This window comes from Brachybacterium netajii (SeqCode) (genome assembly GCF_054114245.1).
Genome location: NZ_JBSYXB010000001.1, coordinates 504,151 through 518,463, shown reverse-complemented (window position 1 = coordinate 518,463; position 14,313 = coordinate 504,151). Strand labels below are relative to the sequence as shown.

Annotated in this window: 14 protein-coding genes and 1 pseudogene; 7 read left to right on the top strand and 8 right to left on the bottom strand. The window is 72.8% G+C overall.

What is annotated here, in order from left to right; genetic code table 11:
• The first annotated feature begins 13 nt into the window (after positions 1 to 13).
• Positions 14 to 1,276 carry a hypothetical protein gene (locus ACXET9_RS02330; RefSeq protein ID WP_457884488.1) on the top strand — a complete coding sequence of 421 codons (1,263 nt, stop codon included), beginning with the start codon at positions 14 to 16 and terminating at the stop codon, positions 1,274 to 1,276.
• Positions 1,273 to 1,797, top strand: coding sequence for a hypothetical protein (locus ACXET9_RS02325; protein ID WP_457884486.1), 525 nt, complete (start codon positions 1,273 to 1,275; stop codon positions 1,795 to 1,797). The genes ACXET9_RS02330 and ACXET9_RS02325 overlap by 4 nt, the downstream gene beginning before the upstream one ends.
• A gap of 79 nt (positions 1,798 to 1,876) precedes the next feature.
• Here ACXET9_RS02325 and ACXET9_RS02320 read toward each other — a convergent pair whose 3' ends face one another.
• A complete protein-coding gene (locus ACXET9_RS02320; RefSeq protein ID WP_457884484.1) occupies positions 1,877 to 2,440 on the bottom strand; it encodes a hypothetical protein in 564 nt (187 codons plus the stop codon).
• A gap of 167 nt (positions 2,441 to 2,607) precedes the next feature.
• Between ACXET9_RS02320 and ACXET9_RS02315 the strand changes: the two genes are divergently transcribed.
• A complete protein-coding gene (locus tag ACXET9_RS02315; protein ID WP_457884482.1) occupies positions 2,608 to 3,174 on the top strand; it encodes a GNAT family N-acetyltransferase in 567 nt (188 codons plus the stop codon).
• Here the strand turns inward: ACXET9_RS02315 and ACXET9_RS02310 are convergent.
• The 4 genes and pseudogenes from ACXET9_RS02310 to ACXET9_RS02295 all read right to left on the bottom strand — a co-directional run bounded on the left by ACXET9_RS02310 (position 3,105) and on the right by ACXET9_RS02295 (position 5,610).
• Positions 3,105 to 3,575, bottom strand: coding sequence for a hypothetical protein (locus tag ACXET9_RS02310; RefSeq protein ID WP_457884480.1), 471 nt, complete (start codon positions 3,573 to 3,575; stop codon positions 3,105 to 3,107). The two genes, ACXET9_RS02315 and ACXET9_RS02310, sit on opposite strands and share 70 nt — an antisense overlap.
• Positions 3,572 to 4,267: an ATP-binding cassette domain-containing protein gene (locus tag ACXET9_RS02305; protein ID WP_457884479.1), complete on the bottom strand. Its 696-nt coding sequence runs from the start codon at positions 4,265 to 4,267 to the stop codon at positions 3,572 to 3,574. The genes ACXET9_RS02310 and ACXET9_RS02305 overlap by 4 nt, the downstream gene beginning before the upstream one ends.
• Positions 4,264 to 5,129, bottom strand: a pseudogene (locus ACXET9_RS02300) (FecCD family ABC transporter permease). Before ACXET9_RS02300 ends, ACXET9_RS02305 begins: the two are co-directional and overlap by 4 nt.
• Positions 5,130 to 5,391: 262 nt before the next feature.
• Positions 5,392 to 5,610 carry a hypothetical protein gene (locus ACXET9_RS02295; protein ID WP_457884477.1) on the bottom strand — a complete coding sequence of 73 codons (219 nt, stop codon included), beginning with the start codon at positions 5,608 to 5,610 and terminating at the stop codon, positions 5,392 to 5,394.
• On the opposite strand from ACXET9_RS02295, the gene ACXET9_RS02290 reads away from it, so the two are divergent.
• Positions 5,512 to 6,195 carry a biliverdin-producing heme oxygenase gene (locus tag ACXET9_RS02290; protein WP_457884976.1) on the top strand — a complete coding sequence of 228 codons (684 nt, stop codon included), beginning with the start codon at positions 5,512 to 5,514 and terminating at the stop codon, positions 6,193 to 6,195. The two genes, ACXET9_RS02295 and ACXET9_RS02290, sit on opposite strands and share 99 nt — an antisense overlap.
• 140 nt (positions 6,196 to 6,335) lie before the next feature.
• Here the strand turns inward: ACXET9_RS02290 and ACXET9_RS02285 are convergent, their stop codons facing one another.
• Positions 6,336 to 7,598, bottom strand: a complete 1,263-nt coding sequence (locus tag ACXET9_RS02285; RefSeq protein WP_457884475.1) for an acetate kinase — start codon at positions 7,596 to 7,598, stop codon at positions 6,336 to 6,338.
• A complete protein-coding gene (gene pta, locus ACXET9_RS02280; protein WP_457884474.1) occupies positions 7,595 to 9,703 on the bottom strand; it encodes a phosphate acetyltransferase in 2,109 nt (702 codons plus the stop codon). Before pta ends, ACXET9_RS02285 begins: the two co-directional genes overlap by 4 nt.
• A 154-nt stretch (positions 9,704 to 9,857) precedes the next feature.
• Between pta and ACXET9_RS02275 the strand changes: the two genes are divergently transcribed.
• The 3 genes from ACXET9_RS02275 (at position 9,858) to guaA (ending at position 12,959) form a co-directional block, all read left to right on the top strand.
• Complete coding sequence (locus ACXET9_RS02275) at positions 9,858 to 10,817, top strand: SURF1 family protein (RefSeq protein WP_457884472.1); 960 nt, start codon at positions 9,858 to 9,860, stop codon at positions 10,815 to 10,817.
• On the top strand, positions 10,792 to 11,187 hold the full coding sequence (locus tag ACXET9_RS02270) for a DUF3817 domain-containing protein (RefSeq protein ID WP_457884471.1): 396 nt from the start codon (positions 10,792 to 10,794) through the stop codon (positions 11,185 to 11,187). Before ACXET9_RS02275 ends, ACXET9_RS02270 begins: the two co-directional genes overlap by 26 nt.
• A 164-nt stretch (positions 11,188 to 11,351) precedes the next feature.
• Positions 11,352 to 12,959, top strand: coding sequence for a glutamine-hydrolyzing GMP synthase (gene guaA / locus ACXET9_RS02265; RefSeq protein ID WP_457884469.1), 1,608 nt, complete (start codon positions 11,352 to 11,354; stop codon positions 12,957 to 12,959).
• Between the two features lie 210 nt (positions 12,960 to 13,169).
• On the opposite strand, the gene ACXET9_RS02260 is transcribed toward guaA, so the two are convergent.
• Positions 13,170 to 14,246 carry a GNAT family N-acetyltransferase gene (locus ACXET9_RS02260; protein WP_457884467.1) on the bottom strand — a complete coding sequence of 359 codons (1,077 nt, stop codon included), beginning with the start codon at positions 14,244 to 14,246 and terminating at the stop codon, positions 13,170 to 13,172.
• Positions 14,247 to 14,313 lie beyond the last annotated feature (67 nt).

Here is a 14,313-nt window from a genome sequence, read left to right as displayed (position 1 = left end):
GGGAGTGGAGAGGATGCCGACGCCGAGCACGGGGGCCGCCGGGCGCGTGCCCGCTCGCGGGATCACGCCCCGGACGAAGGCCGTCGTCGGCACGATGTTCGCAGTCGTGTCGCTGGCGCTGTGGTTCCTGCCCCTGCCGGGGCTCGTCTACAGCAGGTCGGTCGCCGACCTCGCCTTCTACCGTCTCATCGTCCTGATCAACCGGGGCGCGGCGGAGGCAGGCCTGTCGCCCTCCTTCGGCTATGCGATCGGGGAACGGCTTCCCGCCGTCCTCGTCGTGCTGACGATCGTGCTGCTGGTGGTCCTCCCCTGGTGGAGCGCCCTGCGGCACCTGCGCATCGAGGATGCGGCGATCTCCTACCGGCACGCCGCCGTCGCCGCGGCCGACGAGGTCCGCCACCTCGACGACGGCCGGATCATCGGCGACGACCAGTCCCTGACCGGGCATATCGAGCGCACCCCGCGCCAGCTCGCCCGCCTCGCGAAGGCCCGCCGCATGCGCTGGCATTCCGACTACGACAGCCCCGGCGGCGCCCGGGTCCTGCTCGACCTGATCGATGCGCTGGACACCGGTCGCACCGTCGGAACGCCGACGGGCGGGGTCCGCGATGCCGATCCGCGACCGTCTCGCCGCACGGCGCCTGAGCCGTCGATGGAGCCGTCGATGGAGCCGTCGCGGGGTGCGGAGCCCGCGCCGTCGCCGGAGCCGGGGCGGTCCGCCCAGGTCGCCGCCTTCCTCGGCCTCGCCGCACCGCTGCGGGCACCGGATGCGGCCTCGGACCAGGACACGGCAGACCCGAGCGCGCCGTCTCTGCCGACGCCGTCCCGAGCGGTCCCGGACCTCTCCGCGGCTCAGCCCCCGACGCCCGTCCACTCCACGCCCCTGTACCCGACCCGGATCGACCCGGCATCAGACCTCGCGACGACGGTCTCCGCCGACTCGCTGCCCGCCGGTGCGCTCGACGGCGATGACGCGCTCGACGATGACGCTCTCGGCGATGACGCGGGCGACGGCGGCACGGTCGACGGCGTCGAGACCGTTGTCCCGGCCGTCCCGGCCGCGCAGGGCGACGAGCAGGCGGCCGGCGAGCAGGTGGTTGACGAGCAGGCGGCCGACGAGCACGCCGCCGCCGATCTCGAGACGTCCGACGGCATCGGGTCGGTGTACACCCCGACCGTCCTCTACACCTCGAGCGCGGCGTCGAGCACCCGGGGTGCCGATGATGCCTCGGCCGGTTCCGATCGGGCCGACGACGAGGAGGAGGGGAACGCATGAGCCGCGGTCACGGGCCGACGGACGGGTACGGCGGCTCCGGCAGGTCCGGGGCGCGGCGCGCCGCCGTGACGCTGTTGCTGCTCGGGGCATCGATCCTGGTCGCGCTGTGGGTGCTCGCGCCGACCTTCCACTGGGCGCTGCGGATCGATCTGCTCGATCATCTGCTGCCCTCGCTGCTGTGGCCGCGCACGGGCATGCTGAGCCTCATCGGCGCTCTGTTCCTCCTGACCGGAGGCTCGTACCTGCTCATCACGGCCCCGATTGCGCGAGCCCCCGGACAGGATCCGCAGGGCGCCGCCGCCCTCGCCGAGGAGCTCGCGCACGGCACCAAGGGCCCGGCGCTGCGGATCCCGATCGGACCGGTGACCGCGCTGGACGCCAGGGCCCGACGACAGGCCGCGAAGGCCCTCGAGATCGGATGGGACGACGCCTGGGCGTCGGACGACGAGCGCTGGCAGCGCGCCTACGAGGACGGGATGGGCGAGGCCCTCGAGATCCTCCGGCGCGGGACCCGCGCCTGACGGGGCGCTCTACCCGGGGCCTGGCCGGCGCCCGGGGCGCGGCCGGGTCCCGGGGCGCGGCCGGAACCGCGCGCCGCGTTCAGGAGCGGATGCGCGCGACGATGCCCCAGATCAGCATGATCAGGGCGATGATCCCCAGGCCGATGGCGATGGCGGCGCCGACTCCGGCGAGGATGAAGGTGGGCAGCATGCCCATCGTCGAGTAGGCGGCCGCGCTGGTGTCCGTGCAGGTCATGGTGACGGTCGCATCGCCGAACGACTGCACCGTGTAGATCTCGACGTACTCGACGCCGTCGAGCTCCCCGATGCTGATCTCCGGGTCGTAGCTGGGCGTGACCTCCAGGTCGCCGCCCTCGAACGCGCAGGACGCGTTGGGCGCCTCGTCGGCCGGGACCCAGACGGTCACGAGGTTCGTCGTGCTGGTCTCGAAGGTGCCGCCGTCGGGGGACAGGGGCTGCAGATCGAGCAAGCCCACGGCCGCCATGATGATCCCGATGAATCCGCCGATCACGGGCATCAGGAACAGGCCCACGGTGTTGGCGAGGATGCCCAGGATCCCGAAGACGATGCGCTTCATGCCGCGCTTCCTCCGGGGCGGGGCGTAGCCGTAGTTCGGGGCGGAGGAGTATCCGGGGTAGCTCATGCGGTGCTCCGGGTGTCGTCTTGGCGGTTCCCTGCAGGGCAGGGACCGGGGGCGGGATGCGGGACCGGCGGGGACGGCCGTGGTGGCCCAGCGTAGCGGGATGGCCCGTCGGCTCGGAGCCGCGAAGGTCTACTGTGGACGACCGACCCGTCCGAGAAGGAGCCCGCATGCAGCATGACCTCGTCCTCTCCTGGGAGGACGTCGTCCTCCGGCCCCTGCGCCCCGAGGACGACGCCGCGCCCCTGCGCGCCCTCGTCGACCGGGAGTCGTGGTCCGGGATGTCCAGCCCGCTGCCCGAGACCGATGAGGAGATGGACCGGCACCTGCGGTCCCTCACGGAGGGCGCGGCCGCGCTCGCGTTCGCCGTGGAGCTCGACGGTCGCTTCGTCGGACGCACGACGCTCTACGACCTGGTGCCGGGCCTGCGGGTCGAGATCGGCAGCACCGTCTATGCGCGCGATGTCTGGGGGACCCGGGTGAACCCGGCCGCGAAGCTGCTGCTGCTCGAGCATGCCGTGGAACGTCTCGGCGTCGGCCGCGTCGCCCTGCGCTGCGACCATCGCAACGCCCGTTCGCGGGCGGCGATCGAGCGGCTGGGCGCCCGCTTCGAGGGGACGCTGCGGGCGTTCCGACGGGCGGCCGACGGGTCGATCGCCGACATCGACTACTTCTCGGTGCTCGCCTCCGAATGGCCCGAGGTGCGGGCGGGGCTGCTGGAGCGGCTCTCCTCCTGAACCGAGGCCCTGTCGTCGGCCGCCTCGTCGATCGCCCCGTCGGCAGAAGCCGGGGCCGCGTCGCCGCCGCGACGGCCGAGCCGCACCCCGAGCACGACGGCGATCGCGATGATCGCGGCGGCGACCAGCAGCTGCGTCCAGGCCGCGGCGAAGCGGGTCGTCGACTCCGCCTGCACGGTCCCGGTGCGCTCGTCGACGCTGAAGGAGCTGGTGGAGACGTCGATCCGGTTGCGCAGCAGGGCGCGGGCGTCGACGGTCGCGGTGCCGGCGACGAGGATCCCGGCGAGCAGGGCCAGCAGGTCCCGACGGAGCGGACCGGCGGACCCCCGCATCGCGTCGACGGGGTCCTGCACGGCAGCGGTTCCAGGCGCCGACGGGACGGGGGAGGGGAGCGGGATCATGCGAGGCCCTCCTGCGGGGCACGGGGGCGGGACGGGGCGGCGGCGGGGCCGCGCCGGGGGACCACCAGCAGGTCGTCGGTCCCGGGGACGACGGTCACGGTGACCGGATGGTCGTAGACCTCGCTCAGCAGAGCCGCGTCGAGGACGTCCGACGGGGCGCCGTCGGCCCGGATCCGCCCGTCGTGCAGCAGCAGGATCCGGTCCGCGTACGCGGCGGCGAGCGAGAGGTCGTGGAGGATCACCAGCACGGCGGCTCCCGCGGCGGCGCGCTCGGCGACGACCGCGAAGACCCGCTCCTGATGACGGATGTCGAGCGCCGCGGTCGGCTCGTCGAGCAGCAGGATCCCGGTCTCCTGGGCGAGGGCCCGGGCGAAGGCGACGCGGGCGCGCTCGCCGCCGGAGAGGACGGGCACCTGCTGCTCGGCGAGGGCGCGGGTCTCGCTCGCGGCCAGGGCGAGCTCGACGACCTCCGCGTCGCGCTCCTCCTCGGCGGTGCCGGTCCACACGGTCCCGGCGGCCGGGAGCAGATCCCCGGCGAGCACCGAGAAGAGGGTGGACTTGCCGGCGCCGTTGGGGCCGACCAGCACGGTGACCTCGCCGCGGCGGAGGTCCACATCGACGCTGGAGAGGATTGGCCGGCCGCCGAGGACGACGCGGACGTCGCGGCAGCGCAGCAGCACGTCGGGGCTCATGACCAGCCTCCCGAACCGCGGCGCGTGCGACGGATGAGGTAGAAGAAGAAGGGGCCGCCGACGAGTGAGGTCAGCAGTCCGATGGGAAGGTCCGCGTAGGCGACTCGACGTCGACGCCGAGGTGGCGCGCGGGTTTCTCCCCGAGGGCGAGGAGGTCCAGCGGCCGCGCGACCGGACCGATCGCGGCCAGGCCCAGGACGACGACGGGCTCGATCACCGCGACATGCACCCAGCGGCTGCCGTTGAGGCTGCCGAGCTGCCAGAAGATGATCTCCTCGCGGGAGGCGTTGTCCCCGAGGAAGGTCATCAGCGCGATGATCGCGCCGCCGACGGCGTTCACGGCGATGCCGGTGAGCACGAGGGTGACGACCTCGGTGCGTCCGCCCTGCCGGGCGGTCCCGTAGACGACGGCGGTGGCGGCGAGGCCGCCGAAGAAGGCGCCGACGACGAGCGTCCACGGTCCCAGTACGTTCAGCCCCAGCACGATCACCACGCAGGCCGCGGCCGCCGCGCCCGAGGAGACCCCGACGACGCCGGGCTCGGCCAGCGGATTCCCGAAGACGCCCTGCATGAGCGCCCCGCCGACGGCGAGCGCCGCGCCGACCAGCAGCGCGATCACCGCGCGCGGGAAGCGCACGGTCCACAGGGTCGCGTCGGCCATCCGGGTGGCGTCGTCGTCGGCGGCGGTGCCGACGATCGCGCGCCCGATCCCGGCGAGCACCTGGCCGGGCGAGATCGGGTACTGGCCGCTCGCGGCGACCCAGACGACGCCGAGGACGAGCGCGATCGCGATGCCGAGCAGCAGCCACGGCGCGCGCCGAGCCCGACGGTCGCCGACGGGCCGCTCCGCGTCCGTCGGCATCGCAGGCGTCGGCATCGTTGCCGTCGGCGTCGTGCCCGGCGTCGCGGCCGTCGGCGTCGCGCCGGTCAGCAGCCCGGGGGCGCCGATGTCGGACGGGGTGTCGAGGCGCAGGGGCGCGCTCATGCGGCGGCTCCGTCGGCGGCGGGCGTCGGAGCGTAGATCGCGATGGCGAGGGCCTGCAGGACTCCGGCGGTCGTGGGGCCGAAGCTGAGGATGTCGGTATCGGCCATGTCGACGATGCGGCGCCGCTGCCCGGCGGTGGTCAGGGCGATCGCCGGCTTCGAGTCGAGCAGGCCGTCGACGCCTCCGCAGGACTCGAGGCCTTGGTCATCATCAGCAGCAGGTCGGGATCGGCGTCGATGATCGCCTCGTCGGTCATCGGCTGCATGCCGGACCAGCCGATCTCCGCGGCGACATCCACCCCGCCGACGCCCCCGCTCCCTTCTCGCAGCGCCTCCGGGAGGAGACCCGCTCGGAGCACTCCTCCGCCGAGGGCAAGGGCTTCATCTCCGCGCTCATGGGAGGCGGCCTGACCGAGCTCGACTACTGGCGGCTGCTCGGCCAGTACCTGCCGCTCTACGAGGCGCTCGAGACGGCGACGGCCCGCGTCGCCGCGCAGGACCCGCTCGTCGGCTCGTTCCACGACGAGCGCCTCTCGCGCGCCGCCGCGATCCGCGCCGATCTGCACGCGCGCTTCGGCAGCGAGCATCCCGAGGTCGACGGCGTCGACCTCACCGCACCGCTCCCGGCGACCGTCCGCTATGTCGAGCGCATCGAGGCCGCCTCCACCCCGGCGCTCCTCGCGCACCACTACCTGCGCTACCTCGGGGACCTCTCCGGCGGCCAGGCGATCGGCGCGCTCGTCGCCCGGCACTACGGCATCCCGTGCGAGCGGCTGACCATGTGGGACTTCTCGGAGATCGACGCCCCCAAGCGCGTCAAGGACGACTACCGCGAGCGCCTCGACCGGATCGTCGACGCGCAGGTCCAGGAGGAGTACCTGGAGGAGGCGCGCGCCGGCTACGTGCTGGCCGGCGAGCTGTTCACGGCGCTCGAGCCGGCCTGACCCGTCGGGCCCGGCACGACAGGGCCCGGCGCAGCAGGGCCCGGCATGACAGGGCCCGGACATGACGGATCCCGCGCAGGCGACCGTGCCTGCGCGGGATCCGTCATGCGGTGGGGCCGCCCGAAGGCGGCCGAGGAGGGTCAGCCGCGGGCGACCTCGAGGGCCTGGCGGGCGATCGCGAGCTCCTCGTCCGTGGGGACGATGAGCACGCGCACGCGCGAGGACTCCGTGGAGATCGTGCGGATGCCCTTCTCGCGTCGGGCGTTGGCCTCGGCGTCGATCTCGATGCCGAAGGACTCGAGGCCCTCGAGCGCGCCGCCGCGCACCTCGGGGACGTTCTCGCCGATGCCCGCCGTGAAGGCGATGACGTCGAGGCCGCCGAGCGCGAAGGCGTAGGAGCCGACGTACTTGCGCAGGCGATGGAGGTAGATCTCCATGGCGACCTTCGCGTCCTCGTGGCCCTGCTCGATCGCCGCGGTGATGTCGCGGAAGTCGCTCATCCCGCACAGGCCCTTCATGCCCGACTGCTTGTTCAGCAGCGCGTCGATCGCGTCGACGGTCATCCCGGCGCTGCGATGCAGGTGCGCGTAGACCGCGGGATCGATGTCGCCCGTGCGGGTGCCCATGACCAGGCCCTCGAGCGGGGTCAGGCCCATGGAGGTGTCGATCGGGGCTCCGCCGCGGACCGCCGAGGCGGAGGCGCCGTTGCCCAGGTGCAGCACGATCTGCTTGAGGTCGGAGACGTCCCGGCCCTCGGCCGCGAGGGTCGCGGAGACCTGCTCGGAGACGTACTGGTGGCTCGTGCCGTGGGCGCCGTAGCGGCGGATCCGGTACTCGCTCGCCACGCCCTTGTTCAGCGCGTAGTTCTTCGATCGCTCGGGCAGGTCCACGAAGAAGGCGGTGTCGAACACGGCCACGTGGGGGATGTCCGGGAGCAGCTCGCGGGCGGCGTCGATGCCGTTCACGGCCGGCGGGTTGTGCAGCGGGGCCAGCGAGCTGAGATCCGAGATCTGGTCGCGCACCCACGAGTCGATCCGGTGGGGCTGCGAGAAGCGGGCGCCGCCCTGGACGACGCGGTGGCCCACCGCCACGACGTTCGCGTCCGCGAGGGACAGGCCGACCTGGTCGAACAGGTCCGAGACGATCGCCATCGCCTGCACATGGTCGCGGACCTCGCCGCGATAGGGGGCGCGGGCGCCGCCGGCCTCGATCCGGGCGTCGCCGGAGTCCAGGCCGATCCGCTCGACGATGCCGGAGGCGTACACATGCGGGGTCAGCGGGTCCACCAGCTGGAACTTCAGCGAGGAGGAGCCGGAGTTGACCACCAGCACGGTCTCGGCGCCGGAGGGGGCGACGGCGCCGAGCTCGGCGGAGTCGGAGAGGCCGGAGGTCTGCGGGCTCATGCGTGATCCTTCGTGTCGATGGCGGGGGCGGCGGCGTCGTCCTCGGCCTGGGCCTGGATGGCGGTGATGACGACGGTGTTGATGATGTCGTCGACGAGGGCGCCGCGGGAGAGGTCGTTGACCGGCTTGTTCAGGCCCTGCAGGACCGGGCCGATGGCGATCGCGCCGGCGGAGCGCTGGACCGCCTTGTAGGTGTTGTTGCCCGTGTTCAGATCCGGGAAGACGAACACGGTCGCGCGACCGGCGACCGAGGACTCGGGCAGCTTGGTCTTCGCGACCGAGACGTCGACCGCGGCGTCGTACTGGATGGGGCCCTCGACGTCGAGATCGGGACGCTGCGCGCGCACCGTCGCCGTGGCCTCGCGGACCTTGTCGACGTCGGCCCCGGTGCCGGAGGTGCCGGTCGAGTAGGAGAGCATCGCGACCCGCGGGTCCACGCCGAACTGGCGGGCGGTCTGCGCAGACTGGACGGCGATGTCGGCGAGCTGCTCGGCCGTGGGATCCGGGTTCACCGCGCAGTCGCCGTACACGAGGACGCGATCCTGCAGGGCCATGAGGAACACCGAGGAGACGATCTTCGCGTCGGGCTTGGTCTTGATGATCTCGAAGCTCGGGCGGATGGTGTGGGCGGTCGAATGGACGGCGCCGGAGACCATGCCGTCGGCCTCGCCCATCTGCACCATCATGGTGCCGAAGTAGGAGACGTCCTGGACCTTCTCGCGCGCCTGCTCGAGGGTGATGCCCTTCTTCGCCCGCAGCCGCGCGTACTCCTCCGCGTACCGCTCGACCAGCTCGGGATCGTGCGGGGAGACGATGCGGGCCTCGGTGATGTTGTGGCCCAGCTGGGACGCCTTCGCACGGATCGCGTTCTCGTCGCCCAGCAGGATCAGGTCCGCCACGCCGCGCGCGAGGAGCGTGTCGGCCGCGGCGAGGATGCGCGGCTCGTCGCCCTCGGGCAGGACGATCCGCTTCTTCTCGCCGCGGGCGCGGGCCAGCAGCTCGAACTCGAACATGAGCGGGGTGACGACCTCGCTGCGGGACAGCTCGAGGGCCTCGATCACCGCATCGGTCGGCAGGTGCTCGGCGAGGGCGCGCCGGGCGGCATCGAGCTTCTGCGGGCTGTGGGCGTTCAGGCGCCCGCGCGTGCGGTCCACATGCACCGCGGTGTCGAAGGTCGACATGTCCGTGGCGATGATCGGGAGGTCCTGCTGGACGCCCTCGATCAGCAGCGCGACGGACTCGGGGATCTCGTAGCCGCCGGTGAGGATGATCGAGGACAGGGTCGGGAAGGTGCCCGACTGCTGCGCCATGACCAGGCCCGGGATCAGGTCGTAGCGGTCGCCGGGGGCGACGACCGTGGCGTTCTCCGTCAGATGCTGGAGGACGCTGGGGAGGGTCATGGCCGCGACCACGGTGCCGAGCGCCACGCGCTCGAGCCACTCCTCGCTGCCCATCAGGAGCGTGCCGTCCACGGCCCGCAGCAGCTCGGCGACCGTCGGCGCCATGATCACGGGGTTCTCGGGGATCGCGGAGACCAGCGCCGAGGGGACCTTCGCGCGCACCGCCTCGCGCACCGTCCCGAGCTGATCCGGGGCCGCCCGGTTCACGATCACGGCGATCGGGGTCGCGTGATGGCCGACGAACTCGCCGACGGCGACGGCGGCGAGGGACCCGATCTGCTCGGGCGTGCGCCCGAACCCGGAGACGACGACCACGACGGGCGCCGACAGGTTCGCGGCGACCTCGGCGTTGAACGACAGCTCGGTGGGGTTGGCCAGGTCGTCGTAGTCGGAGCCGATCACGACGAGCACCGAATAGCGCTGGGCGAGCTCCTGGTGCTTGCGGAGGATCTGCTCGTGCGCGGACTCCGGGTCCGACAGCATCAGCTGGTAGTCCACGCCGATCGCGTCCTCGTAGGCCTGATCGACGGCGGGGTGGGCGAGGAGGAGATCGACGGACGAGTCCCTCGTGCTGGCGGACTTCACGACCGGTCGGAACACCCCGACGCGGTCCGAGCTGGAGGCCAGTGCCTCCAGCAGTCCGAAAGCCACGATGGACTTCCCGGTCATCCCCTCAGGGCTGGCGACGTACACGCTCTGCGACACGCTCTCCACCTTAGGCAACGGAGCGCGGCCGCGGAAAGGGAAGGAGTCCCGATCGACGGGGCCGGATCTGTGGTGGGGCCCGTCCGACGGTCGCGAACGTGAGGCAGGGCACCCGTCGGAGCCCTTCCTCAGGAGCCCCTCCTACCATGGGCCCATGCTGCGCGTCGCTCTCCGTCCCCGCTATCTCGGGCTGCTGGCCCTCATGATCGCGGCGACGCTGGTGTGCGGGCTCCTCGCCTCCTGGCAGTGGGATCGCGCCCATCGCAGCATGCTCTCCGAGGCCGCCAAGAGCGCCCTCAGCCAGGAGGACGCGACCGAGCTGACCGACGTCCTCGAGACCGGCGGCGCCGTCACCAACGACCTCGACGGGCTCACCGTCACCGTCACCGGCTCCTTCGCCGCCGACGAGCAGGTGCTCGTCGCGGACCGCAGCATCGACGGCAGGGACGCCGTGATCGTCGTGACCGCGCTCCACGTGACCCTGGAGGACGGCACCGAGGTCCGCCTGCCCGTCGCCCGCGGCTGGATCGCGCGCGAGGACGTCACAGGGGCCGACGGCGGCATCGACCGCTCGCTGGTCCCGGCCGCGCCCGCGGGCGAGGTCACGGTCGTCGGGCTCCTCGAGGCGAGCGAGGCCGCCAGCGCCGGCATCGAGGACGGACTCGCTCCCGAGATCGCGACCCCGCAGCTGGTCAACGTGTGGGGGAGCCCGATGTACTCGGGCTACGTCGGGCAGACCTCCGCGGCCGAGGGCCTGCAGCCGATGCCGGCGGCGGAGTCCTCGTTCTCGCGCGGACTGAACCTCCAGAACCTCGGCTATGCGGCGCAGTGGATCCTCTTCGGCGTCTTCTTCCTCTACCTCTGGTACCGCTCCGTGCGCACGGCATACCTCGACGAGGCCGCCGCCCGGCGCGAGGAGCTCGAGGCGGCCCTCGCCGTCCCGTCCGGCGACGCGGCGGCGTCGGACCCCGACGCTCCGTCGGACCCTGCAGACCTCGGCGCCGCGGGCGTCGACTTCCCCGCCGGCGCCCCGGGCGCCGGTCCCCTTCCCGGCGCCGAGGGCGCCGCCCGTTCACAGGAGGACGCCGATGCCGGCACCCCGGCCGCTCGATGAGATCCAGGCCCGCACCTCGTTCGCCCGCTTCCGCGTCGCGTCGATCGTCGAGGGCATCGCGCTGCTCGTGCTGTGCGTGATCATGGTGATGCGCTACATCGTCTTCTCGGGCACGCCGACGCAGGGGACGTGGGAGCACGTCTCCTCGATCTGGTCCCCGATCCACGGCCTGATCTACATGATCTACGTGATCCTCGGCTTCGACCTGTGGCTCAAGATGCGGTGGAAGCTGCCGCGCATGCTGCTGCTGATGCTCTTCGGCGTCGTCCCCGTCCTCTCCTTCATCGGCGAGCGCTGGACCCACGGCCGCGTCGACGACGACCTGCGCACGCGTCCGACGATCCAGGACGCCGAGCGCGCCGGCGCCTGACGGCGCGGGCCTGCGCCTGCCCCCTGCGGTCGGGCGCCTGACCTGCCGGGCGGGCTCGCGGCCGTCGGCCGGGCGCGGGGCCGACGGCGGAGCGTGACGAACGCGGCGCGTCCGGAAGGCGCACGGGGTCCCGCCCGGAGGCGTCGGCCCCGTACACTCGCGGGGTGACCGATACCGATCAGCGCCCCGTCCTCGTCGTCGACTTCGGCGCCCAGTACGCCCAGCTCATCGCCCGCCGCGTGCGCGAGGCCCGCGTGTACTCCGAGGTCGTGCCGCACACCATGCCGGCCGCGGAGATCCTCGCCAAGGAGCCGCGGGCGATCATCCTCTCCGGAGGCCCGAGCTCCGTCTACGAGCCGGGCGCCCCGCGCCTGGACCGGGCGCTGCTCGAGGCGGGCGTCCCCGTGCTCGGCCTCTGCTACGGCTTCCAGTCGATGGCCGCGGCCCTCGGCGGGACCGTCGCCGCGACCGGCGTGCGCGAGTACGGCGCGACCCGTCTCGACGCGCTCGAGGGCGACTCCTCGCTGCTGAACGCGCAGGACCTCGACCAGAACGTGTGGATGAGCCACGGCGACTCCGTCTCCGAGGCGCCCGAGGGCTTCCGCGTCCTCGCGACCTCCGCCGGCAGCCCCGTCGCCGCCTTCGAGAACACCGAGAAGTGCCTCTTCGGCGTCCAGTGGCACCCCGAGGTCGGCCACTCCGACCGCGGCCAGGAGGTCCTCGAGAACTTCCTCTACCGCGGCGCCGGCATCGAGCCCACCTGGACGACCGGCAACGTCATCGAGGAGCAGCTCGAGCGGATCCGCGCGCAGGTCGGCGAGGGCACCGCGATCTGCGGCCTCTCCGGCGGCGTGGACTCCGCGGTCGCCGCGGCCCTCGTGCAGCGCGCCATCGGCGATCGCCTCACCTGCGTCTACGTCGACCACGGGCTCATGCGCCAGGATGAGTCGGCGCAGATCGAGAAGGCCTTCGGCGAGTCCACCGGCGGCGCGAAGCTCGTCATGGTCGACGCCGAGGAGCAGTTCCTCAGCGCGCTCGCGGGCGTCACCGACCCTGAGACCAAGCGCAAGATCATCGGCCGCGAGTTCATCCGCTCCTTCGAGCAGGCGCAGGCGGACATCCTCCGCGAGCAGGGCGTCATCGAGGGCGCGGAGGGCGACGCGCACACCGCGGGCGAGACGAAGACCTTCCTGGTCCAGGGCACCCTGTACCCCGACGTCGTCGAGTCCGGCGGCGGCGAGGGCGCGGCCAACATCAAGAGCCACCACAATGTGGGCGGCCTGCCGGAGGACCTCTCCTTCGAGCTCGTCGAGCCGCTGCGCGCCCTGTTCAAGGACGAGGTCCGCGCCGTCGGCTCCGAGCTGGGCCTGCCCGACGAGATCGTCTGGCGCCAGCCCTTCCCCGGCCCCGGCCTCGGCATCCGCATCATCGGCGAGGTCACCAAGGAGCGCCTGGACATCCTCCGCGCGGCCGACGCGATCGCCCGTGCCGAGCTCACCGCCGCCGGCCTGGATCGCGACATCTGGCAGTGCCCCGTCGTGCTCCTCGCCGACGTCCGCTCCGTGGGTGTCCAGGGCGACGGCCGCACCTACGGCCACCCGGTCGTGCTGCGCCCCGTCACCAGCGACGACGCCATGACCGCGGACTGGGCGAAGGTCCCCTACGACGTGCTCTCGCGCATCTCGACCCGCATCACCAACGAGGTCAGCGAGATCAACCGCGTCACCCTCGACATCACCTCGAAGCCCCCGGGCACCATCGAGTGGGAGTGAGCCCGCGTCCCTGACGCAGGCTCCCGGCCCGCCTCGGCGGCGGGGCCCGCAGAGAGTCCGATCTCGTTCCCGAGGCATGCCTCGAAAAGAACAGGGTCGGACTCTCTGCGTTCGGTGGACATAGGTGCCCAGCTCGTCATCGATCTCTTCCAGTGAGCGTCAGCATCCGTCTGATGTATGCAGGCGCTCAACAGGAGCATCGGGTCCTTCTCAGGCCGACGGCGGTTCGAGCAGCCGCGAGGGGTGCGAGGGCGCGGTGGAGTGCCAGGAGCGGGTGCGCTCGTAGGTCTCCCAGCCCATCGAGGCGTAGATGCCGTCGGCGCCGGTGGGGGAGTCGTCGTCGACCTCGAGGTCCACGAAGCCGCGCCCCCGCTCGGCGGCGTCGCGCAGGGCGGCGCGCAGCAGGGACTTCGCGATGCCGTGGCCGCGAGCGCTGCGATGCACGCCCAGGTATTCGAGGTAGGTGCCCTCGCCGCGGGTCGCGGTGGCCCGGATCGGCGCGGCGACGAGGCCGCCCGCCGGGAGCCATCGCCCGTCGCGCTCGATCTCGGCGATCCACCAGTGGTCCCAGTCCGCCCGGTCCGGGTTCTCGATGAGGCGCTGGACGAACTCGGCGAAGGACTCCCGGTAGGAGTTGAAGTGGTCGGCGAAGGACTCCTCGAGCATCCGGTGCACGGTGCGGACGTCCTGTGCGACGGGCAGCCCTGAGCTGTGGCGGTGCACCCGTCGCACGCGCGTCCCCTCGCGCGGTGCGGGCAGGGCGGTCGCCTCGTCGGGCGTCACGGGCCGGCGCATGTGCAGCCAGGTGCGGACCATCTCGTAGCCGGCGACGGCGAGCAGCCGCTGCCGGTCCTCGTCGAGCTCGTTCGCATCGGTCGTGAGCTTCGAGGCCTCGACGCCGCGGGCACGCGCGAAGGAGCCGCCGACCTCGACGGCCCAGTCCAGCAGCGCGGAGGCCAGGGCGTCCCGCGCGGGCACGTCCTCGGCGATCACGAAAGCGACGTTCGTGCGTCCGCTCGCGCGATCCTCGAGGGAGATCCAGGCCAGCGGCGGCGCGGTGAGGGAGGCGGTGCCGTCGTCGGCGACCGGCACCACGACCACCTGGCGGCGCGACCAGGACTTCAGCCCCACCATCCGCGATCGCAGCGCTGCCTCGTCCTGGGCGGCGTCCGCGCCGGCCTCCGGATCGATGCGGCGCGCCGCGGCGGTCAGCAGCGCGGCGACGGGCGCGACGTCCTCCGGGAGCGGCAGTCGCGTGGTGAGCCGGCCCTCGAGGTCGGTGGGCATCGCTGGAGGGAAATGGTCGGCGAGCAGCATTCGCCCATCCTTCCACGCGTCGGCGCGGCGGCGCGGG

Excerpts from the sequence above, each read along its gene's own strand:
- ACXET9_RS02270 (WP_457884471.1), top strand. The coding sequence starts at position 10,792 with ATGCCGGCACCCCGGCCGCTCGATGAGATCCAGGCCCGCACCTCGTTC.
- ACXET9_RS02315 (WP_457884482.1), top strand. The coding sequence starts at position 2,608 with ATGCAGCATGACCTCGTCCTCTCCTGGGAGGACGTCGTCCTCCGGCCC.
- ACXET9_RS02320 (WP_457884484.1), bottom strand. The coding sequence starts at position 2,440 with ATGAGCTACCCCGGATACTCCTCCGCCCCGAACTACGGCTACGCCCCG.
- ACXET9_RS02325 (WP_457884486.1), top strand. The coding sequence starts at position 1,273 with ATGAGCCGCGGTCACGGGCCGACGGACGGGTACGGCGGCTCCGGCAGG.
- ACXET9_RS02330 (WP_457884488.1), top strand. The coding sequence starts at position 14 with ATGCCGACGCCGAGCACGGGGGCCGCCGGGCGCGTGCCCGCTCGCGGG.
- ACXET9_RS02285 (WP_457884475.1), bottom strand. The coding sequence starts at position 7,598 with ATGAGCCCGCAGACCTCCGGCCTCTCCGACTCCGCCGAGCTCGGCGCC.
- ACXET9_RS02310 (WP_457884480.1), bottom strand. The coding sequence starts at position 3,575 with ATGATCCCGCTCCCCTCCCCCGTCCCGTCGGCGCCTGGAACCGCTGCC.
- ACXET9_RS02305 (WP_457884479.1), bottom strand. The coding sequence starts at position 4,267 with ATGAGCCCCGACGTGCTGCTGCGCTGCCGCGACGTCCGCGTCGTCCTC.
- ACXET9_RS02275 (WP_457884472.1), top strand. The coding sequence starts at position 9,858 with ATGCTGCGCGTCGCTCTCCGTCCCCGCTATCTCGGGCTGCTGGCCCTC.
- ACXET9_RS02260 (WP_457884467.1), bottom strand. The coding sequence starts at position 14,246 with ATGCCCACCGACCTCGAGGGCCGGCTCACCACGCGACTGCCGCTCCCG.